The organism is Microbulbifer elongatus (genome assembly GCF_020524885.1).
Lineage (GTDB): Bacteria > Pseudomonadota > Gammaproteobacteria > Pseudomonadales > Cellvibrionaceae > Microbulbifer > Microbulbifer elongatus_A.
On the sequence record NZ_JAIVKJ010000006.1, the window covers coordinates 41,202 to 61,155 of the forward strand.

Sequence of the window (19,954 nt, forward strand, 5' to 3'; positions counted from 1 at the left end):
GCGGTGCAGCTTGCTCAAACCCTGCCTTCCCACGCTCTCTAGATCGACACCCCGCAAGTTATCCAATGAACAAGGATTACAACGCAAGGGGTCAGCATGTCTCAGGTCGCCGAACCGCAGAATCAAACTAACAAGGCAAACAAGAAAGGCCGCGCCGCACAGCAGCAAAGTGCCAAAGAATTCCTCGATAACCTAACCGCCCAGCAATTCCCCAACTCGCGCAAAGTCTATCTGCAAGGGGAACAGGACGGAGTGAACGTCGGCGTTCGTGAAATCTGCCTCGGTCAAAGCCTCGTTGGTGGCGACGAAACCAATCCAATCTTTGAGCCCAACGAGCCCCTGCAGGTCTACGACACCGCCGGCCCATATTCCGACCCCGACTACAAACCCAACGTCCGCGAAGGCCTGCCCAAACTGCGCCAACAATGGATCGAATCCCGCGGCGACACCGAAATTCTCGACACCCGCCAGGCCGCCTACAGCCAGAAACGCATGGCCGACCAGGGCCTCGACCATATCCGCTTCGACAACCTGCCCGCACCGCGTAAAGCCAAGATCGGCAACAACGTCACCCAGATGCACTACGCCCGCCAGGGCGTCATCACCCCCGAAATGGAATTCATCGCGATCCGCGAAAACATGGGCCGCGCACAACTGGCTGAGCAGCTCTCGGACGCTGATTACCAAAAAGCCCGAGATGGTATTTATATTCCACCGCAGATCACACCGGAATTTGTCCGCCGCGAAGTCGCTGAAGGCCGCGCGATTATTCCCGCGAACATCAACCACACAGAACTGGAACCGATGATCATCGGTCGCAACTTCCTGTGTAAGGTGAATTCCAATATTGGCAACTCCGCGATTACCTCCTCCATCGAAGAAGAAGTGGAAAAACTTGTCTGGTCTATCAAATGGGGCGGCGACACCGTAATGGATCTGTCCACCGGCCAGAACATCCACGAAACCCGCGAGTGGATCCTGCGCAACTCTCCAGTGCCCATCGGCACCGTACCGATTTACCAGGCCCTGGAAAAAGTGAATGGCATTGCCGAAGACCTCAACTGGGAAGTGTTCCGCGATACCCTAATCGAACAGGCAGAGCAGGGCGTCGACTACTTCACCATTCATGCCGGCGTGCTATTGCGCTACGTACCACTCACCGCCAAGCGCGTCACCGGCATCGTCTCTCGCGGTGGCTCCATCATGGCCAAATGGTGCCTCGCGCATCACAAGGAAAACTTCCTTTACACCCACTTTGAAGACATCTGCGAAATCCTCAAAGCCTACGACGTCAGCTTCTCTTTAGGCGACGGCCTGCGCCCGGGCTGTATCGCCGACGCCAACGACGAAGCCCAGTTCGGTGAGCTGCACACCCTCGGCGAACTCACCAAAATCGCCTGGACACACGACGTCCAGACCATGATCGAAGGCCCGGGCCATGTGCCCATGCACAAGATCAAGGAAAACATGGACGAACAGCTCGAACACTGCCACGGCGCACCTTTCTATACCCTTGGCCCCTTGACCACCGACATCGCCCCCGGCTACGACCACATCACCTCGGGCATCGGCGCTGCCATGATCGGCAGCATGGGCTGTGCCATGCTCTGCTACGTAACCCCCAAAGAGCACCTTGGCCTGCCTAACAAAGAAGATGTGAAAGAAGGCCTCATGGCCTACAAAATCGCCGCCCACGCCGCCGACCTCGCCAAAGGCCACCCTCGTGCCTACAAGCGCGACGATGCACTTTCCAAGGCCCGCTTCGAATTCCGCTGGGAAGACCAATTCAACCTCGGCCTCGACCCCGAACGCGCGCGCATCTACCACGACGAAACCCTGCCGAAAGAATCCGGTAAGGTCGCCCACTTCTGTTCCATGTGTGGACCCAAGTTCTGCTCGATGAAAATCACCCAGGACGTGCGCGACTATTCCAAAAAGCTAGAGGCCGCCAAGCAAGAAGCAGAGCAGTGCATGGAAGAAATGGCCATAAGGTTCAAAGAACTAGGCGCAGAGATTTACCACAAGGGCTAACCGCGAAGTAAATAGAAACTGCTTAGTTTGACGAATAGGTAGTGATACGGGTAATTGTTTGCCCGACCTTCCGCGAGAGGGACCTCGCGGAAGAGCCCCCATGGATGGGTTCACGGCGTGTCTGGCAAACAATTGCCCGTAGCACTGCCGCTCCGAACCTCCCAAGTACGAACCTCGGAACCCTAAAGTGGCAGAGCGGAAATTAAGTATCGCAGTAGCGGGCGCCGGCCTAATGGGCCGCCTACTAGCTTGGCGTTTGTCCAAAGTCGGCCACCAGATAACCCTGTTCGATTCAGGCAGTCTGGAAAAACCCGCGGGTGCCTGCCAAACCGCCGCCGGCATGATCTCCCCACTGTCAGAACTGTTCCACTGCCCACTTCCCATCTACCAACTGGGCATGCAAAGCCTGCAACACTGGCCCCACTGGGTACGCCAACTGGAAGAACTTTCAGGCGAAAGTGTCGACTACCGCCAAAAGGGCAGCATCCTCATCGCCCACCCACAAGACCGCAGCGAACTCCTGCAATTCCAGCAGGAGCTCAACGCCAAACTTGGCCCAGACAACCGCGACCAACTGCAATGGCTGGACAACAGCTCCCTGCACAATCTGGAACCAGAGCTCGACCGCTTCGATCAGGGCCTGTTCCTGGCCTCCGAGGCCGACATCGACAACCGCAAACTCCTGTCGGCATTACACAAAGCACTGAGCCAGAGCAATGTCCAGCTCCGGGAAAATACCCCGGTAGATTGCGGCCCAGAAAGGATCAAAACCGATAGCGGTGATGAAAGCTTTGACCTGGTCATCGACACCCGCGGCCTGGGTGCAAGAGATCAAATCAAAGGGCTGCGTGGCGTGCGCGGCGAAGTGGTGGTGGTGGAAACCCCGGAAGTGAAACTAAATCGCCCAGTGCGCCTGTTGCATCCGCGATATCAGCTTTACGCTGTGCCGCGCGCAAATAACCAGACCGTCATCGGCGCCACCGAAATTGAAAGCGAAGACATGAGTCCGATATCACTGCGCTCTACCATGGAACTCTCCAGCGCACTCTATTCGATTCACCCCGCATTTGCCGAAGCCCGCGTAATCGAAACCCGGGTCAATTGCCGGCCCGCAACCATGGATAACCTCCCGGTACTGGAAAGCGAACCGGGATTGATCCGAATCAACGGACTCTTTCGCCACGGTTACCTGCTGGCCCCGGCGCTGGTATTACGGGCCGAAACTGAAATCTCCAGATTAACCCAAGCAACAGAACAGGTGACCTGATGCAATTACTGGTCAATGGCGAATCCATCTCATTACCCGAGGGCGCCACCGTCGCCGCGTTGATTCAACAGCTGGGCTATAGCGGCGAAACCTTTGCCGTTGCCCTGAACGGCGACTTTGTTCCGCGCGCGAGCTATGAGCAAGCAGCACTGAACACCGGCGACAGCCTGGATATCGTCGCCCCCGTAGTAGGAGGTTAAGCGTGACCGAAAAACTGAAACTCTACGGCAAGGAATTCGACAGCCGCCTGTTGGTTGGCACCGCGCTCTATCCTTCACCAGCCATCATGCGCGAATCCGTTGCCGCTTCCGGTTCGGAAATTATCACCCTGTCCCTGCGCCGCCAGAGCCCCGCACAACAGCACGGCAAAATGATCTGGGACTATATCCAGGAGACCGGCTGCCAGTTGTTGCCAAATACCGCTGGGTGTAAAACGCCGAAAGAAGTGATTGCACTCGCGGAAATGAGTCGGGAGATCTTCGGCACCGACTGGCTCAAGCTGGAAGTCATCGGCGACGACTACAACCTGCAGCCGGACCCTTTCGGCCTGATCGAAGCCGCGCGGGAACTGGTAAAACGGGGATTTAAGGTACTGCCGTACTGCACCGATGATTTAGTGGTATGCCGCAGGCTACTGGATGTAGGGTGTGAAGTACTGATGCCATGGGGAGCGCCGATCGGCACCGGTCGCGGCCTGATGAATAAATACAACCTGCAGACCCTGCGCGAGCGCCTGCCGGACACGCCGCTGATTATCGATGCCGGTATTGGCGCGCCGTCCCAGGCCTGTGAGGCTATGGAGATGGGATTCGATGCGGTATTACTGAACACCGCCATCGCCAAGGCCCAGAACCCGGTACTGATGGCGGGGTCGTTCAAGCTTGCAGTGGAATCCGGCCGCGCTGCGCGCAACGCAGGCCTGATGCTGAAACGCCAGACCGCCAGCCCCAGCACGCCCACTCTGGATATGCCGTTTTGGCAGCAGACTGTCAGTGAGGAGAAAGGCGAGGAAAAAGGCGAGGCAAAAGGCGAGGGAGAGAAAGTGTGAGCAGCCCAGAACAAAATCGTCCCATCGTATGGACCATTGCCGGCAGTGACTCCGGTGGCGGCGCGGGTATTCAGGCGGATCTGCTCACCATGCACGATCTCGGCGTTCACGGTTGCAGCGCCATCACCGCCAATACTGCCCAGAACACTCTCGGAGTACCGGCGATCAATGCGGTATCCGAAGAGGTGCTGCAATCACAGCTAGATGCATTGTTCGCTGATCTCCAGCCCGCGGCCATCAAGATCGGCCTGCTGGTCAATGTGGGGCAGGTTCGTCTGGTAGCGCAATTACTGCGCAAACTGAAATCCATTGGCAAAATTATTCCGGTCGTTTATGACCCCGTCGCCGTTGCCAGCAGCGGCGCCCAGTTGACCGAAGACAACACCGGTACCGCCATACTGACGGAATTGTTGCCACTGTGCGATCTGATCACGCCCAACAGTGTTGAGCTGGAATGGCTGGCCGGGATTGGCGCTGATAACGCAGAAGGGATTCTCAAGGCCGCGCACAAGGTGCGAGGTAATCACGACGCGGCACTGCTGGTGACCGGTGGGCATGTTGAAGTTGAACCGGGCACCACGGCAGACCTGCTGTGTACCGGCTCCAGTGAACACCCAAGTAACGACTGGCTGATCGGCAAAAAGATCGACACTCGCAATGCTCACGGCACCGGCTGCACTCTATCTTCGGCCATTGCGGCATTGCTGGCACAGGGGTATCCACTGAAAGATGCCTGTGTGGTCGCCAATGCTTACGTTCGCCGCGGGCTGCGGTTGGGCAGCGGTGATCACATCGGCACTGGCCCCGGCCCGGTGAGGCACTGTGGCTGGCCTACAGAAATGCGGGACTTTCCCGAGGTCCTGGTCGCTGGTAGTGAGCGAGCAGTATTATTCGGAACATTCAGCGAGACTGCGGCTACCAACTTTGCTGCCGAGTTTGCACGTCCGGATACCAATCAGCTGGGCCTTTATCCGGTTGTTGACACTGTGGAGTGGATTGAAAAGCTGGCTGAGGCGGGCGTGCGCACGTTACAGCTGCGCGTCAAGTGTCCGGATAGTGACCTGAAAGAGTTGATCGAGCGCGCTGTAGACATAGGTCGTCGCTACGACCTGCGCCTGTTTATCAACGATCACTGGCGGCTAGCGATCGAGTGCGGTGCCTATGGCGTACACTTGGGGCAGGAAGATCTGCAGGACGCGGACCTGAAGGCAATCCAGCAGTCAGGGCTCAAGCTTGGTATCAGTACCCACGGTTTTTTCGAGCTGCTGTACGCTTATCAATATCGGCCCAGCTACCTGGCCATAGGCGCAATCTACGCGACCAACACCAAGGATATGAGCGGCCAACTGCAAGGGCCCCGGAAGTTGGCCCGTATGGCGGCACTACTGCTCGACTATCCGCTGGTGGCCATTGGCGGTATCAATCTTCAGCGGGCGCCGGCGGTGGCCGCAAGCGGTGTGGGCAGTATCGCGGTGGTGACCGCAATAACCGAGGCCCCCGACTACCGCACTGCTGTGGCACAATTGAGTGCAGTGATCGATCAATAGTCATCGAGTAGTCAAAAAAGAAGCCGAGAGAAACTGAGCCGTGTTGAGTCGCAAGCAACTACAGCGTTATAGCCGTCAGATCATGTTGCCGCAGATTGGGGAAGCGGGGCAGGAGAGACTGGGTGCTGCGAGGGTTCTGATTGTTGGCCTCGGTGGGTTGGGCAGCCCCGCGGCGCTGTATCTGGCCGCTGCAGGTATCGGCGAGCTGCATCTGGTGGATGGCGATAAGGTGGAGATCTCTAACCTGCAGCGCCAGGTGCTCTTTAAAACCAATCACAGGGACAAAGACAAGGCCCAGGTGGCGGCGCAGCAGCTGAGCGCCGCCAATCCGGAAATCCGCCTTCACGCCCACTGCCGTATGGCCGATGAGAGCTGGCTGACGGCCTTGCTATCCCAGCATCCATTCGATCTGGTGCTGGACTGCACCGACAATCTCACCATTCGCCATACCATCAACCGAGTGTGCAGCGCACAGAAAGTACCGGTAGTGATGGCTTCGGTGCGGGGTTTCTCCGGGCAGCTGGTGAGTTTTGATTTTCGGGCTGAAGGGAGCCCCTGCTACGCTTGCCTATTCCCGCCGACGGCCGAGCAAAGCGATTTACCAGAAGCAGAAAATTGCTCCACGGTGGGCGTGATTGGCCCGGCGCTGGGTATGATGGGAAGCGCCCAGGCGCTTGAGGCGATCAAGCTGATTGTGGGCTTACCGGTAACCAGTTTGAACAAGTTGCAGCTGTTCGAGGCCGCCAGCCTGGAGTGGCGCGCACTGGCCTTGCCAAAAAACAGCGCTTGCCCCGTTTGCGGATAACCAGTACAACTGGGCAACGCTAATAAAAAAGAGGGGCTTCTTTTGTCTGCATACACCTTTTCCCGCGCCTTCGCCGCAATTGTATTTAGTGTGCTGCTTTTGGGTTGCACAGAAAAATCTTCAGATGAGGCGAAGCCTGAGAAAGCAGCTCACGACGCCGCTGTTCAGGAAATGACTGACCAGCAAGTGGAGACACTGCCGGTTACAGAAGTGGATACCGTACATATCTCGCCGAAACTGCTGGAGACCTACCAGCAGACCTGCGGTAGTTGTCATCAAACAGGGCTCGTGGGCGCACCTAAAACGGGTGATGTTGAGGCCTGGAAACCTCGTCTGGCCAAGGGCATGGATACTATGGTTAAGCACGTTCGCGATGGCTTCAATACCATGCCACCGGCGGGACTGTGCTTCCATTGTTCCGACGAGGACTACGCAGCACTGGTCACTTTTATGTCCACTGCCAAGTAGTCTTTTTCTAATTCCGTATCAGCGGGCTGCAATCTTCATCGCGTTAAGTAGTTGCGCATACTGGGCAACGTAATTCTTGGCGATGCGTTGAGACAACATGCGCTGGCGATCTGCCTTGTTGATGGCATCCCCCATAATGAATGCTGTATTGGCTGAAAATCCTTCTTCGGCCATTGGAGCACTGCCAAGCGGAAGTAGCAGGCAGCACACTATCAGAGTAAAGGCATATTTCATCTTCACTGTCCTGAGCGGCTGAAAGTTGGGAGAGAAAAAGGCCCGGCCTTGCGGCCGGGAAAGGGTTTAACGAGTGGTTTGAGTCTGTAGATCCTGTATGCGGGATCAGAACTGGGCCGCTGCAGTCAGCCACAGTTTGTCTGTGTCTACACTGAATTCGTCTGCGCTGTAGCTGCTGTATTTCATACTGAGATTGACGCCGGCAAGTTTACCGGCCACCAGAAAGCCCGCTTCACTACCCAGTTTGTCCATCCCGGACACGCCACTGTCATCAGAACTCAGCTGGTGGTAGTTGAGTGCGAACTTGACGCCGCCAAGGCTGGTACCCAGTGACAGGTACACATCTTCTATGCCACCAGCAATATTACCGGTACCACCGCCGAGGAACTTATCGCTCCAGCCCTGGAACTTGTGCAGGGTGGCGAGCGGGGTAATGAACTGGCCATCGGCACCGTCCGCCCCGAGCAACTCGTAACCGGCAGCAAGGGTCACTGTGCCGAACTTGTAGCTACCTTCAGCCAGTACATAGTCGGCATCGTAGCTCGCCGGGTTGTTGGCGGCCGCGGACTGCATTGCGTATTCCAGTGCATAGCTCAGGTCGGACTGACTGCCGGCGAAGCGCACGCCGTAGGTGTCTGTGGAAAAGGCCGCGGCGTCTTCATTGTCAATCAGGTAGGCGTAGCCGCTCAGCGTACCGGGGGAGAGGCCTGCATATTTGCCGTTCAGCAGATAGGTATCATTGGTGTGGTCGCCGATCGGGCTGTCTTCACCGAAGATTCGGTTGACATTGCGCACCCGGGCCAGGAACAGCGTGGTGTCCGCAAGGCTGGTGTTGGTTACGCTGAAGGCGTCGTAAGTCTGCTCGTTCTGACGGAAACCCACACCGCCCACGAAACGCTGATTGTCTAACAATATTCGCTGGCGGCCGTATTTAAAGGTGGTGGCGCCTGTGGCATATGCGAGGTAGGCCTGGTTTACCTCGGTACCTTCCGGGTCGCCGATGCCACCCTCAAACTCGGTGATGTGCGTCACGTCGTCCATTTCGATCAAAGTGCTGAAACCCTCGTATGCGGCGGAGGAATATGTAAGGCGGGTTTTCAGGCTGGTGAGGTCCACGTCGCTGCCGCCGGCATCGACGAATTCGGTACGGACACGGAAGCCGAGGGTCACGTCACCCTGCGCTAATGCATCGCCGACACTGGTAACTTCAGCTGCCTGCTGCTCTTCCATCTCCTGCGCCAGGGCGGGAGTGGAAACCAGAGCACCTAGGGCCATCGCCATAAGGCTCTTGGACAGCAACGCTTGCGGGTAAGGCTTTTGATTTTTCATTTTGTTTTCCTGCGATAGGGAGTAATTGAAAAAGCGAGTCGTTGAATATTTTTGTGTCCCTGCGTCCGCATTCAGGAAATTTGGGCGCAGGGCCGTCTTTCCGACACCACACAGCGATGCCGAACGAGTACAGCATGAAATTGAAATCTGTCAGGCCAGGCGTCAGGCCGCGTTATCGACGGTCTCTTCCTGCACTTCAGGTTTTGAGGTGACCGGTGTATCCGCTTTGTCAGGCAGTGCCTTGCGGGCCGGTACATCTGGTTTGCTGTGGCGCTCGTGCAGGAACTTCAGCACCTTGGCTCGATACTGGTTGTAGAGTGGGTCGTCTGCCAGTTCCAGGCGATGGCGAGGGCGCTCCAGATCGACGCTCAGAATCTCGCCAATGGTTGCGGCGGGGCCATTGGTCATCATGACAATGCGGTCAGAGAGCAGTACTGCTTCGTCCACATCGTGGGTAATCATGATGACGGTATTGTTCAGCTCCGCCTGAATTTCCATCAGAGAGTCCTGCATGTGCGCGCGCGTGAGCGCATCCAGTGCCCCAAAGGGTTCGTCCATCAGTAGTACTTTGGGTTGCATGGAGAGTGCGCGGGCGATTCCCACACGCTGTTTCATACCCCCGGAAATTTCCCCCGGGCGCTTGTGCATGGCGTGGCTCATATGCACCAGGTCGAGGTTGTGCTCAATCCAGTCGCGCATCTCGGCCCTGGATTTGCTGCTCCCAAATACCTGTTTTACCGCAAGCTCCACGTTCTGGTAGGCCGTGAGCCAGGGCAACAGGGAGTGGTTCTGGAAAACTACCGCGCGCTCCGGACCCGGCTCGGTTACTTCCTTGCCGTTCAGGATCACCCCGCCGCGGGTGGCCTGGTAAAGCCCCGCCACCACATTCAGCACCGTGGACTTGCCACAGCCCGAGTGGCCGATCAGGGAGACGAATTCACCCTGGGCAATTTTCAGGTCCACATCCCGCAGGGCAGTAAATGGACCCTTGGGGGTGGGGAATTCCATATCGATATGGCTGATATCCAGAAGTACGCTCATTGTTTCCTTCTCCGTTAATTTTTGAATCTTACCGGGATGACGACGGTTACTGGGTCGCCGTGTTGTCCCAGGACACCAGCTTTTGCAGTGCCAACATGCCGCGATCCAGCAGGAAGCCGATAAAGCCGATCACCAGCACAGCGGCCATGATGCGCGCGAGGGAATCGGAGCTGCCGTTCTGGAACTCGTCCCAGACAAATTTTCCAAGGCCCGGGTTCTGCGCCAGCATTTCTGCGGCAATCAGCACCATCCAGGCCACACCCAGTGAAAGACGCATACCGGTAAAGATCATGGGTACAGAGGCTGGCAGCACGATTTTCTGTACGTGGCGCAGGGCGGGCAGGCGCAATACCTTGCTTACGTTCACCAGGTCGTTATCAATACCCGCAACACCCACTGCGGTATTGATTACCATGGGCCACAGGCAGCACAGGGTGACCGTGATCATGGAGTTGAGGAACGACTTGGCGACGATCGGGTCTGGCGTGGTGTAGAGCGCAGAAACCACCATGGTGACCAGTGGCAACCATGCCAGTGGCGATACCGGCTTGAATATCTGGATAATCGGGTTGACCGCGCTGTTCAGGGTCTTGCTGAGGCCGACGGCAATCCCCAAGGGAATCGCAATCAATACCGCAAGCAGGAAGCCGCTCATGACAGTGATCAGACTGGTGACGATCTGGTCGATAAAGGTTTCCTTGCCGGTATAGGCGCGGATCTTTGGCTCGTAGCCTGGATCTTCCGCAACCCGCTTTGCATTGCGCGCTTCCTGACGTTCATAAAAGGCCTGCTCTTTCTCCCGAGAGCGCTGGTGCTCACCATAGAGCGCGTCGAATTGCTCGAGTACAGCGGATGGCCCGGGAAACTTGCCCAGAGAGGTATCGATATTCTGTGCGGTGACTGACCACAGCAGCAGAAAAGCGAGGATGCCGACCAGGGGCAGGGCCACCAGCCGGATAAAGCCTCTGACCAGGCCGCTATCCAGTTGTGGCAACCTGAAGCCATAAAATTTTCCGGTATTCACGCTCGTCGTATTCATCTTCTGATACCTCGGCACTCGTTAAACCTGATCAATGATTTGGGTTCTGAATTCTTTTTTGTGCGGGCCCGGAACCCGAGCCCCTTGATGGTTTGTTGAATCAGAGCTTTTGGCCAGACTTCAGGCCGATCGAGAATTTGTCGATATATTCATTGGGTGTCTGGCCGTTGTAGACCACGCCGTCGATGAAGTGTGTCTGCGGATCGCGGAAGCCATCTTCAGAATCAAAGTCCGGGAACTGGTCCGCCGAAGCCAGCTTCTCGGCGATTAGTGATTTGGCGGCGGCATGGTAGATGTCGGGGCGGTACACTTTTGCTGCCAGCTCCTTGTACCACGCGTCCGGTTTATCCTCTTCGATCTGGCCCCAGCGACGCATTTGGGTCAGGTACCAGATGGCATCGGAGTAGTAGGGGTAGGTGGCGTGGTAGCGGAAAAAGACGTTGAAGTCCGGCACTTCGCGCTTGTCACCTTTCTCGTATTCGAAGGTGCCGGTCATGCTGTTGGCAATTACTTCGTAGTCCGCACCCACGTAATTGGATTGCGAGAGAATCTTCACCGCTTCCGGTCGGTTAGCGTTATTGTTGTCGTCCAGCCACATGGCGGCGCGGATCAGTGCACGGGTAATACGCACGGTGGTGTTGGGGTATTTCTCAGCGAATTCTTTGGTGATACCGAACACTTTTTCCGGGTTGTCTTTCCAGATTTCGTAGTCGGTCACTACCGGTACACCGATGTCCTTGAATACGGCCTGCTGGTTCCACGGCTCACCTACGCAGTAGCCATAGATGGTGCCTGCCTCCAGGGTGGCGGGCATCTGCGGGGGAGGGGTAACGGAGAGCAGTGCATCGGCATCGATCTGGCCAGAGATGTCGCCCTTGTGCGGCGCATAGTAGCCCGGGTGAATACCACCTGCGGCGAGCCAGTAGCGCAGCTCGTAATTATGTGTGGAAACCGGGAATACCATGCCCATATTGAAGGGCTTGCCATCCGCCTTGTATTTTTCCACCACTGGTTTGAGGGCATCTGCCTTGATCGGATGAACCGGACGGCCATCAGCCATTTTGGGGATATTCGGCTTCATCTCTTCCCAGATGGTGTTGGAGACGGTGATGCCGTTGCCGTTCAGATCCATAGAAAACGGGGTGATGATATCCGCTTTGGTACCAAAGCCCATGGTGGCGGCAATAGGCTGGCCTGCCAGCATATGCGCTCCGTCCAGACGGCCATCGATGACACCGTCCAGCAGAACTTTCCAGTTGGCCTGGGCCTCGATGGTTACGTAAAGGCCTTCGTCTTCAAAGAACCCTTTCTCGTAGGCGATGGCAATCGGGGCCATGTCTGTGAGCTTGATAAAGCCGAAGGTCAGCTCTTCCTTTTCCGGATAGCCAAGCTCTTCTGCATAGACTGCCGCTGTGCTCGCGGTGAACCCCACCGCGAGTGCCAGCGATACGGCAATTTTTTTAAAGGGCTTTTTCCATTGCATGGTCATTGTGCTCCTGGTCCGTTTAATGCTCATGTTTGAAGGTGCGAAAAAATTCAGCCAAAAAAAAACGCCCACCGTTGGCCTGTCTCCACGGACAGGAACGGTGAGCGCCTCTGCTCAAGGGCAACGCTATGCGATGCCAGTCTGTTTGTTATGTGGGCGGCGTGTCGCCCGCATGCTGAATTCAGTGCGGAACTTTACGTCCGCGTTTACCGGAGCCTTGCAGGCTCTGTGCCAACTTGATTTGCCGAGCGGGAGGTGTACTCGGTAAGCGGGCGTTGCAGGGTTTTGAAAAAGCGGTGTGAAATAGTCGAGTGGATGGCGCAACCTGCTGTATTTTCGAGAGATTTCCCCGCGTCGACGGTTTCAGTGAAGCACTCTGCGGGCAGGTGGAAACGATTCTTTCGGAGGTGCGCGAGGTGTTTGATACTGCGCCAATGGCATTTTTATCGGGAAAACAGGAGGGGGCGCTTTCGGTGCGGTTCTGGCGTCGATTTGGTGCGCGCGCGCTAAAAATGCGCGGAGCCCATAACGAAAAAGGCCGGGATATGAATCCCGGCCTTGAGGTCAGTTCTGACGAGACTGCTATCAGAAGCTGTAGTTCAGAGACGCACCTATCAACCAGGCTTCGAGGTTGGTAGTACCGCCATCGAAGTAGGTTCCAAGTCCGATGTCCGGAGTCAGCGGCAGTGCCTGGAATTCCTGGATGCGCTCATCGTCGCCCCACAGGTAGGCGAGGCCACCATCGATGCTCAGTTGATTGTTGAACTCATAGGTGCCGCCAAAGGTGACCCACTGACGATTTGCATCGGGGATGGACAGGGTGCGCCAGGTTACCGGGAGTCCATCGGGAACAAAACCTACTGACTGCGATTCAAGAATCGCGTCTTCATTGAAGCCATTGCGCGCAGCGCCTTCATCGTAGGCGTAGCCGATACGCCAGGTGACTTCATCACATGGGTAGTATTCCAGGCCGAGGCTGTAGCGCCAGCCACTGGAGAAATTCTCTTCCTTGATCAGCAGGGGGTTGTAGTCAGGGATTGGTTCTCCGCCGGCAACCTGGCCGGGGAAGAAGGCTTCCAGACGCTCGAAGTCGTCCCAGTCCGTCCACATTGCACCGAAGGCTACGCCCCACTCATCGTGGAAGCGATGATAGATGCCCAGCTCGAAGGTGTCGGGCAGGTCCAGTGTCAGGTTGGCGCGTTCATTGCTGAACGTGCCGATTGGCTGTCCCGCGTTGTTGAACGCCTGCAGAAGGTCGGAGTCGACGTCCGCCTCAATCTCCGGATCCAGTTCTGACTGGTAGGAAACGCCAATATGGGTGCGGCCATCGACGCTGCGCCACAGGGCGCCAATGCTCCAGCCGTAATCCCAGTCATCACCGTCCGCGTCGAGAATGCGCGCGTCGGAAACCGAGGTGCCGAGCAGCTGCTGGGCTGCGGCATCGAGTACGAAGTCGCGGGGGACTTTGCTCTTCAGTGTCGCGTCTGCATACAGGAAGTTCGCAGACACGCCGATGCTGAACTGATCGTTCCAGTCAAACGCCACGGAAGGTGCGATATTGACAGAAAGCAGTTCAGTCTTGTCGGCAATGTGGGTTACCGGCCAATCGGCGTCAAAATCGGTTTCGAGACCGTAGTCGGTATTCATGGCAAGGCCAAACGACCAGCAATCGTCAAATGGAACCGCCAGATAGGCATTTGGTACGAAAGCACTACTTGCGTAGTCGTTTGCAGTATCAAAAACCGAAGCCGCGAGGCTCGGGCCAGTGGAGGTAAGCAGGTAGTAATCGGTGGTACCGGCGGCATCGATTTCAGGGTTTACGTAGGTAACGCCAACAGAGAATGCCATCTCATTAAAGAGTGCGGAGCCGGCGGGGTTGCGGGCGAGAATTGCTGCGTTGTCGCCAATGGCGTTTTCCGCGGCAAACGCGCGACCCAGGCCTGTAGTGCTGGATTCCTGAAGGGCGAAACCCGCGGCCAGAGCGCCACTGGAGAAAGTGCCGCCATAGACGGAGCAGATCGCTGCGGCCAGAGCGGCTTTACGCAGAGTTTTGATAGTCATGAGGTCCCACTCTAATTGCTGAAAATTATGCCAGCGGGAAATTGCCCCAATACTGGCGAAGAAGCTTTTCCAGAAAGTTTTTGCTTCAAGCAAACAAATTCCCAGTAGCTTGATTCTAGCAGTGCGATTTTTACGCACGGGGAGAATGCGACGACTTTATAGTTGTCTGTAGCGGAAAAATCTACGACTTGTCGTAAATTTTTTGGAGGATGTGAAAAAAATTTTCTCGTTAATTTTTTGTGACGATATCTCTGCCATCAATGGATAATTTTGTCAGGGTGATTTGGTAGCTTTTGCCATTATCTTCCTGCTGCATAAGCTTTACTAACGCATAGTTCCACTGCGGCGCAAACCAGATGTTGGTGATGCGCTCTGCGCCTTCTTCTCGCACGCGCTCAACCTTGACCGTTTCGATCACACCCATTGGCGTTTTCAAATTTTCTCTCCCCGCCACGCGAAATTCGTATTCACGAATTTTTTTGCCATCGGCTACCTGGTACTTGAGCGGGGATTTTTTATTCGCCACATCCATGGCCAGCTGCAGCTGATAGCTGATTTTGTCCTGTACGTTGGCGGGCGCCTTTTCAATGCTGCGGGATTTGTCGTAGACGTTCACCACGCGGCTGGCGTTGTCTTCAAAGCTGAGCGCGGTGTGACGATCTCTACCCAGGCCGGACTTCTGGTAGTCATAGTGCTGAGGCACCAGTTGCCCACCCTGCTGGGCAAAGCGCGAATACTCTTCGATTTTGGCAAATACTGAGTGGGCGGAAAAATCCAGGCGCCAACTGGCGGGCGAGCCACTGAGTTTGCGTTCCGCAGTTACCGCAAAGCCGCTGAACTTCGCTTCGTAGGTGGCGGAAAAGGGGAGCAGGACTTTGACGGGGCTTTCGGGTTGAACGGCTGCACCAGTCGCTGGCTCGGCATGACTGATTGGCGTTGCCGCCAGTAATGTCAGAAGGGAGTATACGGCGCAGCCAAGTACTTTCTTAGCGAATACATTCTTGAACAGTGCGTTGTGAGACAAGGTTCCACCTCCGGCCTGAAATTCTGATTCCATGATTCAGGCCGAAAGTGTAGACGGCCTGTCAGTCGAGGCGTTTGCCGCTGCGAGGCAGCAGCTCGCCATCCAATTCGGCGCGATCGCCGACCATTTTCAGCCGCCCCTGGGCAAACCAACTGGCGGCCAGCGGATAGATGATATGTTCCTGTACCTGAACGCGCTGTGAAAGCGTGTCCGCGGTGTCGCCGGACTCGATCGGCACGGCGGCCTGCAGCACAGGTGGCCCGCCATCCAGTTCCTCGGTGACAAAGTGTACAGTCGCCCCGTGTTCACTGTCACCGGCGTCCAGTACGCGCTGGTGCGTGTGCAGGCCCTGGTACTTGGGCAACAGGGATGGGTGAATGTTCAACAGACGGCCGCTGTAGTGGCGGACAAAGTCCGGAGTGAGGATGCGCATAAAGCCGGCCAGTATCACCAGGTCGGGCTGATAGCCGTCGATGACTTTGATCATTGCTTGGTCAAAGCTCTCGCGATCAGAGAATTCCCGATGGCTCAATACGTCGGTAGCAACGCCAGCATTGCGCGCGCGCGTGAGACCGTAGGCATCGGCTTTGTTGCTGATGACGGCCTCAACGGTGTAGTCGCACTCGGCGCTCGCTGCGGCGTCGAGAAACGCCTGCAGGTTGGTGCCGCTGCCCGAGATCAGGACCACAACGCGGCACTTGCCATCCGGCATTGATAAGGAAGAGGTGGACATCGTCGGCTTACAGTCCCGCCAGCTCAACAGCTTCGGCGTCAGCGCTTGAACCGGCTTCGATGCTGCCCACGATGAAGGCGTCTTCGCCCAGTTCTTTCAGTTTGGCGACGGCCTTGTCGGCGTCCGCCGCAGGTACACAGATCACCATGCCCACGCCGCAGTTGAAGGTGCGGTACATTTCGCGCCCTTCGATATTGCCGGCTTCCTGCAACCAGCGGAATACGGGCGGGAGCTCCCAGCTGTTGGTATCGATGACGGCGCGCGCATTTTCCGGCAGTACCCGCGGCAGGTTTTCCAGCAGGCCACCACCAGTGATATGGCTCAGGGCGTTGACCTGAACTTCTTTCATCAGCGTCAGCAGGTTCTTGACGTAGATGCGAGTGGGCGCCATCAGGGACTCTGCCAGGGTTTTGCCTTCCAGGTCTTTCTGCAGGTCGGCACCGCTGATTTCGAGCACTTTGCGGATCAGGGAGTAGCCATTGGAGTGAGGTCCGGAGGAGCCCAGTGCGATCAGCTTGTCGCCGGCCTGGACCTTGGAGCCATCAATGATCTCGGACTTCTCCACCACGCCCACGCAGAATCCTGCCAGGTCGTAGTCGTCGCCCTCGTACATACCGGGCATTTCCGCGGTTTCACCGCCGACCAGCGCGGCGCCGGCCAGTTCGCAGCCCTTACCGATACCTGCGACCACGTCGGCAGCAATATCGACATTCAGTTTGCCGGTGGCATAGTAGTCGAGGAAGAACAGGGGCTCGGCGCCGGCAACGACCAGGTCGTTCACACACATGGCCACCAGGTCGATACCGATGGTGTCGTGGATTCCGAGGTCCATCGCCAGGCGCAGCTTGGTGCCCACGCCATCGGTGCCACTGACCAGCACCGGCTGTTTATAGCCGCTGGGCAGCTCGCACAGAGCGCCAAAGCCACCCAGGCCACCCATCACTTCCGGCCGCGCGGTGCGCTTGGCCACGTGCTTGATGCGCTCGACCAGCGCGTTACCTGCATCGATATCGACACCGGCGTCTTTGTAGCTGAGGGAGGGGCTGGAGGAATTCGGCTTGGAGTCGCTCATGGTTCAACCTGTTGGGGCCTGTTTGGCAATTTGGAAGGGCGCGTATTCTAGTGGAAAATTACCTGAATGTGCGAACTGAAGGCTGGGAGAAACAGCCGACACTGATACAATAGCCGTAATTTGACCGCCGAGGCCCGTCTTCGGCGTGTGAGCGCACCATCTCAGCGGGCCTGTCTGCTTGTCAGCAGGGCACCATTGTCCGGTGTGAACCTGCGCACGGATGTGCATCTGTTACATATATAAGAGGTAAAAGGGGACTACGAGCCAATGCCATTGACCATGAACCCCCGGGTGCTGCTCTGTTTTTCGTTGCTGCTGGCGGCCCTGTTGCTGTCGCTGCCGACTTCCGCCCGTGTGATGCCGGACCTGTACGAAGTGAGTGAAGCGGTCTCCAGCCGCGGCACCACCGACCGCGCAGAGGCCACCAGCCGAGGCCTGGAGCGGGTATTTGTCCGGGTTACCGGCAACCAGAATGTGGGCACTGAGCCCAAGCTGGCGCCTGTGCTGAAGCAGGCACAGAAGTACGTACAGGGCTACCGTTACGACACCCAGGACAACCAGCTTTACCTGCAGCTGACCTTTGACCCCCAGGCGGTCAATGACCTGGTGCACCAGCTGCAACTGCCACTGTGGCCCAACAACCGCCCGGGTACCCTGGTGTGGATGGCGGTAGACACCCTCCAGGGTGGCCGCGATACCCTGCGCCAGGAGGACTACCCGGAACTGTTCGGACTGCTCGACGGCCTGGCGCTGGAGCGCGGGCTGCCGCTGGATTTTCCGGTGATGGATCTGAACGACCAGCGCAATATGCCGCTGGGTGCCCTCTGGGCTCAGGATGAGAGCGCTGCCCAGCGCGCCGGCGTGCGCTATCGCCCGGACGCTACCCTGATGGGGCGTCTGCTGCAGACTTCCGGTCAGCGCTGGCAGGCCAACTGGCTGCTGGTGCACGGTGGCCGTAGTTACGCGTTCGATGCCAGTGGCGCTTCTCTCGAAGAGGTCGCCCTGCGCGGCGTCAATGAGGCAGCCAATCGGCTGGCCGAGCGCTACGCGGTACGCACTGACAATACCGGTGTGGCCAGCGCAGTACAGGTAGAGATCTCGGGTATCCGCAGTTTTGCCGATTACTCCGAGGCCACCAGCTACTTGCAGGGCCTGGCGCAGGTGAGCAGTGCGGATGTACTGGCGGTCAACGGTGATCGGCTGACCCTGGCGCTGACCACCAGCACCCAGCTGGAATCCCTGCGAGACGTGCTGGCTCTTAACCGCAATCTGCAATTGGCAAAAGATGAGGGGCTGGTGGACCTGAGCGGCTATCGCGCGCCACTCGGCAGCGCCCAGAACCCATTGCGCTACAGCTGGCGGTAATCCGTGTCTGATAGCAGTCAATCCGGTAGCGTGCCACAGCAGCTCTCGCTGGGGGTATCTCTGCGTGACGACGCTACCTTCGCTAATTTCTTCCAGTCCCCGGGTGATAGCAATCGCCAGGTCGTTGGCCTGTTGCGGGCGTTTGCCAGTGGCGACAATGCCGAGCAGGCCGTTTATCTGTGGGGCGAGCCGGGCAGTGGGGTAACCCATCTGTTGCAGGCAGTGTGCCAGGTCGCAGAGAGTGCGGGGCGCAGTTTTCAGTATCTGCCGCTGGCAGATCTGATCGAGGCAGAACCAGAGGTCATTGTCGAGGGCCTCGAATTCCTGGACCTCGTGTGTATCGACGACCTCGAGCTGATCGAAGGGCGTGCGGACTGGCAGACAGCCCTGTTCCACCTCTACAACCGCCTGCGCGACAGCGGCCGGCAGTTGATCCTTGGCGCGCGCAAATCCCCCAGAGGACTTGCGCTGGAACTGGCTGACCTGCACTCCCGCTTGCAGTGGGGGCTTACATTCCAGTTACATCCTCTCAGTGATGCCGACAAGCTGGCGGCACTGCGCCAGCGCAGTCGTCTGCGGGGCTTCGATCTGCCGGAAGATGTGGCCCAGTACATCCTGCACCGGGCACCGCGAGATACCCGTGCCCTGTTCGCCTGCCTGGAGCAGCTGGACCGGGCTTCTCTTCAGGCCCAGCGCAAGATCACCATTCCCTTCGTCAAGCAGGTTCTCAAGATCTGAGCCTGTCTGGGCAGCGGCCGGTACCCGTGACCGGCCCTCCTGTCATTTGCTTCTACACTGTATTCGTTGATGTGAATTTTCCCGCCGGCTGGCTGATCGCTGTTGGCGGACAGTGGAGGAGCTCAATGTCCCGATTTGTAAGAAAGGTATTACTGCGTGGCGGTGTCGCCGTGGCTTTGATGGGGCTGGCGTTTTCCGCCAGTGCGGAAACCGTGGTCAGCGTGTTGAAGCTCGACAGCAAGGGGGTCGGCAGCATGCTGGGGACGGTGACCATTACCGAAACCCAGTACGGGCTTGTATTTACACCGAACCTCAGGGGGCTTCCGCACGGTGTGCACGGCTTTCATTTACATGAAAACGGCAGCTGCGAAGCGGCGGAAAAAGAAGGGAAAATGGTGCCCGGGCTGGCGGCGGGTGGTCACTATGACCCGAAAAAGACTGGGAAGCACGGCTTGCCCTGGGGTGACGGTCACCTGGGTGACCTGCCGTCGCTGTACGTTGATAGCGACGGCAAGGCCACCACACCAGTGCTGGCGCCGCGGGTGAAGGTCGCGGACCTCAAGGGGCGCGCGCTGATGATTCACGCCGGCGGCGATAATTTCTCGGATCAGCCCAAACCCCTCGGTGGCGGTGGTGCGCGGATCGCCTGCGGGGTAATTCAGTAGG

The 19,954-nt window shown here is 57.5% G+C and carries 19 protein-coding genes; 10 read left to right on the plus strand and 9 right to left on the minus strand.

Annotated elements, in window-relative coordinates:
* Positions 1-96: 96 nt before the first annotated feature.
* The 7 genes from thiC to LC059_RS16990 all read left to right on the plus strand — a co-directional run bounded on the left by thiC (position 97) and on the right by LC059_RS16990 (position 7,166).
* A complete protein-coding gene (gene thiC / locus LC059_RS16960) occupies positions 97-2,031 on the plus strand; it encodes a phosphomethylpyrimidine synthase ThiC (RefSeq protein WP_226705060.1) in 1,935 nt (644 codons plus the stop codon).
* 187 nt (positions 2,032-2,218) lie between these two features.
* Complete coding sequence (gene thiO, locus LC059_RS16965; protein WP_226705061.1) at positions 2,219-3,298, plus strand: glycine oxidase ThiO; 1,080 nt, start codon at positions 2,219-2,221, stop codon at positions 3,296-3,298.
* Positions 3,298-3,498: a sulfur carrier protein ThiS gene (gene thiS, locus LC059_RS16970; RefSeq protein WP_226705062.1), complete on the plus strand. Its 201-nt coding sequence runs from the start codon at positions 3,298-3,300 to the stop codon at positions 3,496-3,498. Before thiO ends, thiS begins: the two co-directional genes overlap by 1 nt.
* A gap of 2 nt (positions 3,499-3,500) precedes the next feature.
* The gene (locus LC059_RS16975; protein ID WP_226705063.1) at positions 3,501-4,346 is read left to right on the plus strand and encodes a thiazole synthase; all 846 of its coding nucleotides are present in this window, start codon (positions 3,501-3,503) and stop codon (positions 4,344-4,346) included.
* On the plus strand, positions 4,343-5,893 hold the full coding sequence (gene thiE / locus LC059_RS18075; RefSeq protein ID WP_226705064.1) for a thiamine phosphate synthase: 1,551 nt from the start codon (positions 4,343-4,345) through the stop codon (positions 5,891-5,893). Before LC059_RS16975 ends, thiE begins: the two co-directional genes overlap by 4 nt.
* Positions 5,894-5,933: 40 nt before the next feature.
* Entirely contained in the window at positions 5,934-6,698 is a 765-nt protein-coding gene (locus LC059_RS16985) for a HesA/MoeB/ThiF family protein (RefSeq protein WP_226705065.1), read from the plus strand.
* Positions 6,699-6,869: 171 nt separating this feature from the next.
* Positions 6,870-7,166: a c-type cytochrome gene (locus LC059_RS16990; protein WP_226705066.1), complete on the plus strand. Its 297-nt coding sequence runs from the start codon at positions 6,870-6,872 to the stop codon at positions 7,164-7,166.
* 18 nt (positions 7,167-7,184) lie between these two features.
* On the opposite strand, the gene LC059_RS16995 is transcribed toward LC059_RS16990, so the two are convergent.
* The 9 genes from LC059_RS16995 to purM all read right to left on the minus strand — a co-directional run bounded on the left by LC059_RS16995 (position 7,185) and on the right by purM (position 17,185).
* Positions 7,185-7,400 carry a hypothetical protein gene (locus LC059_RS16995; protein WP_226705067.1) on the minus strand — a complete coding sequence of 72 codons (216 nt, stop codon included), beginning with the start codon at positions 7,398-7,400 and terminating at the stop codon, positions 7,185-7,187.
* A 105-nt stretch (positions 7,401-7,505) separates the two neighbouring features.
* Entirely contained in the window at positions 7,506-8,729 is a 1,224-nt protein-coding gene (locus LC059_RS17000) for an alginate export family protein (RefSeq protein ID WP_226705068.1), read from the minus strand.
* 162 nt (positions 8,730-8,891) lie between these two features.
* Entirely contained in the window at positions 8,892-9,770 is an 879-nt protein-coding gene (locus LC059_RS17005; RefSeq protein ID WP_226705069.1) for an ABC transporter ATP-binding protein, read from the minus strand.
* A gap of 46 nt (positions 9,771-9,816) precedes the next feature.
* On the minus strand, positions 9,817-10,809 hold the full coding sequence (locus tag LC059_RS17010) for an ABC transporter permease (protein ID WP_226705070.1): 993 nt from the start codon (positions 10,807-10,809) through the stop codon (positions 9,817-9,819).
* 100 nt (positions 10,810-10,909) lie between these two features.
* Positions 10,910-12,292 carry a CmpA/NrtA family ABC transporter substrate-binding protein gene (locus LC059_RS17015; protein ID WP_226705071.1) on the minus strand — a complete coding sequence of 461 codons (1,383 nt, stop codon included), beginning with the start codon at positions 12,290-12,292 and terminating at the stop codon, positions 10,910-10,912.
* A gap of 588 nt (positions 12,293-12,880) precedes the next feature.
* Positions 12,881-14,356, minus strand: a complete 1,476-nt coding sequence (locus LC059_RS17020) for an OmpP1/FadL family transporter (RefSeq protein WP_226705072.1) — start codon at positions 14,354-14,356, stop codon at positions 12,881-12,883.
* 229 nt (positions 14,357-14,585) lie between these two features.
* Positions 14,586-15,380, minus strand: coding sequence for a DUF3108 domain-containing protein (locus LC059_RS17025; RefSeq protein WP_226705073.1), 795 nt, complete (start codon positions 15,378-15,380; stop codon positions 14,586-14,588).
* Positions 15,381-15,441: 61 nt separating this feature from the next.
* On the minus strand, positions 15,442-16,113 hold the full coding sequence (gene purN, locus LC059_RS17030) for a phosphoribosylglycinamide formyltransferase (RefSeq protein WP_226705074.1): 672 nt from the start codon (positions 16,111-16,113) through the stop codon (positions 15,442-15,444).
* A gap of 7 nt (positions 16,114-16,120) precedes the next feature.
* A complete protein-coding gene (gene purM, locus LC059_RS17035; RefSeq protein ID WP_226705075.1) occupies positions 16,121-17,185 on the minus strand; it encodes a phosphoribosylformylglycinamidine cyclo-ligase in 1,065 nt (354 codons plus the stop codon).
* Positions 17,186-17,452: 267 nt separating this feature from the next.
* On the opposite strand from purM, the gene LC059_RS17040 reads away from it, so the two are divergent.
* The 3 genes from LC059_RS17040 to sodC all read left to right on the plus strand — a co-directional run bounded on the left by LC059_RS17040 (position 17,453) and on the right by sodC (position 19,953).
* Positions 17,453-18,550, plus strand: a complete 1,098-nt coding sequence (locus tag LC059_RS17040; protein WP_226705076.1) for a DUF2066 domain-containing protein — start codon at positions 17,453-17,455, stop codon at positions 18,548-18,550.
* A gap of 3 nt (positions 18,551-18,553) precedes the next feature.
* Positions 18,554-19,288 carry a DnaA regulatory inactivator Hda gene (gene hda, locus LC059_RS17045; RefSeq protein WP_226705077.1) on the plus strand — a complete coding sequence of 245 codons (735 nt, stop codon included), beginning with the start codon at positions 18,554-18,556 and terminating at the stop codon, positions 19,286-19,288.
* Between the two features lie 125 nt (positions 19,289-19,413).
* Positions 19,414-19,953, plus strand: a complete 540-nt coding sequence (gene sodC / locus LC059_RS17050; RefSeq protein ID WP_226705078.1) for a superoxide dismutase family protein — start codon at positions 19,414-19,416, stop codon at positions 19,951-19,953.
* The last annotated feature ends 1 nt before the right edge of the window (position 19,954 follow it).

Bases quoted from the DNA above. Each gene is read 5' to 3' on its own strand.
- LC059_RS17040 (WP_226705076.1), top strand. From the start codon at position 17,453: ATGCCATTGACCATGAACCCCCGGGTGCTGCTCTGTTTTTCGTTGCTG.
- purM (WP_226705075.1), bottom strand. From the start codon at position 17,185: ATGAGCGACTCCAAGCCGAATTCCTCCAGCCCCTCCCTCAGCTACAAA.
- thiC (WP_226705060.1), top strand. From the start codon at position 97: ATGTCTCAGGTCGCCGAACCGCAGAATCAAACTAACAAGGCAAACAAG.
- LC059_RS17020 (WP_226705072.1), bottom strand. From the start codon at position 14,356: ATGACTATCAAAACTCTGCGTAAAGCCGCTCTGGCCGCAGCGATCTGC.
- LC059_RS17005 (WP_226705069.1), bottom strand. From the start codon at position 9,770: ATGAGCGTACTTCTGGATATCAGCCATATCGATATGGAATTCCCCACC.
- sodC (WP_226705078.1), top strand. From the start codon at position 19,414: ATGTCCCGATTTGTAAGAAAGGTATTACTGCGTGGCGGTGTCGCCGTG.
- LC059_RS17000 (WP_226705068.1), bottom strand. From the start codon at position 8,729: ATGAAAAATCAAAAGCCTTACCCGCAAGCGTTGCTGTCCAAGAGCCTT.
- LC059_RS17010 (WP_226705070.1), bottom strand. From the start codon at position 10,809: ATGAATACGACGAGCGTGAATACCGGAAAATTTTATGGCTTCAGGTTG.
- LC059_RS16995 (WP_226705067.1), bottom strand. From the start codon at position 7,400: ATGAAATATGCCTTTACTCTGATAGTGTGCTGCCTGCTACTTCCGCTT.
- LC059_RS17015 (WP_226705071.1), bottom strand. From the start codon at position 12,292: ATGCAATGGAAAAAGCCCTTTAAAAAAATTGCCGTATCGCTGGCACTC.
- thiS (WP_226705062.1), top strand. From the start codon at position 3,298: ATGCAATTACTGGTCAATGGCGAATCCATCTCATTACCCGAGGGCGCC.
- purN (WP_226705074.1), bottom strand. From the start codon at position 16,113: ATGTCCACCTCTTCCTTATCAATGCCGGATGGCAAGTGCCGCGTTGTG.
- LC059_RS16990 (WP_226705066.1), top strand. From the start codon at position 6,870: ATGACTGACCAGCAAGTGGAGACACTGCCGGTTACAGAAGTGGATACC.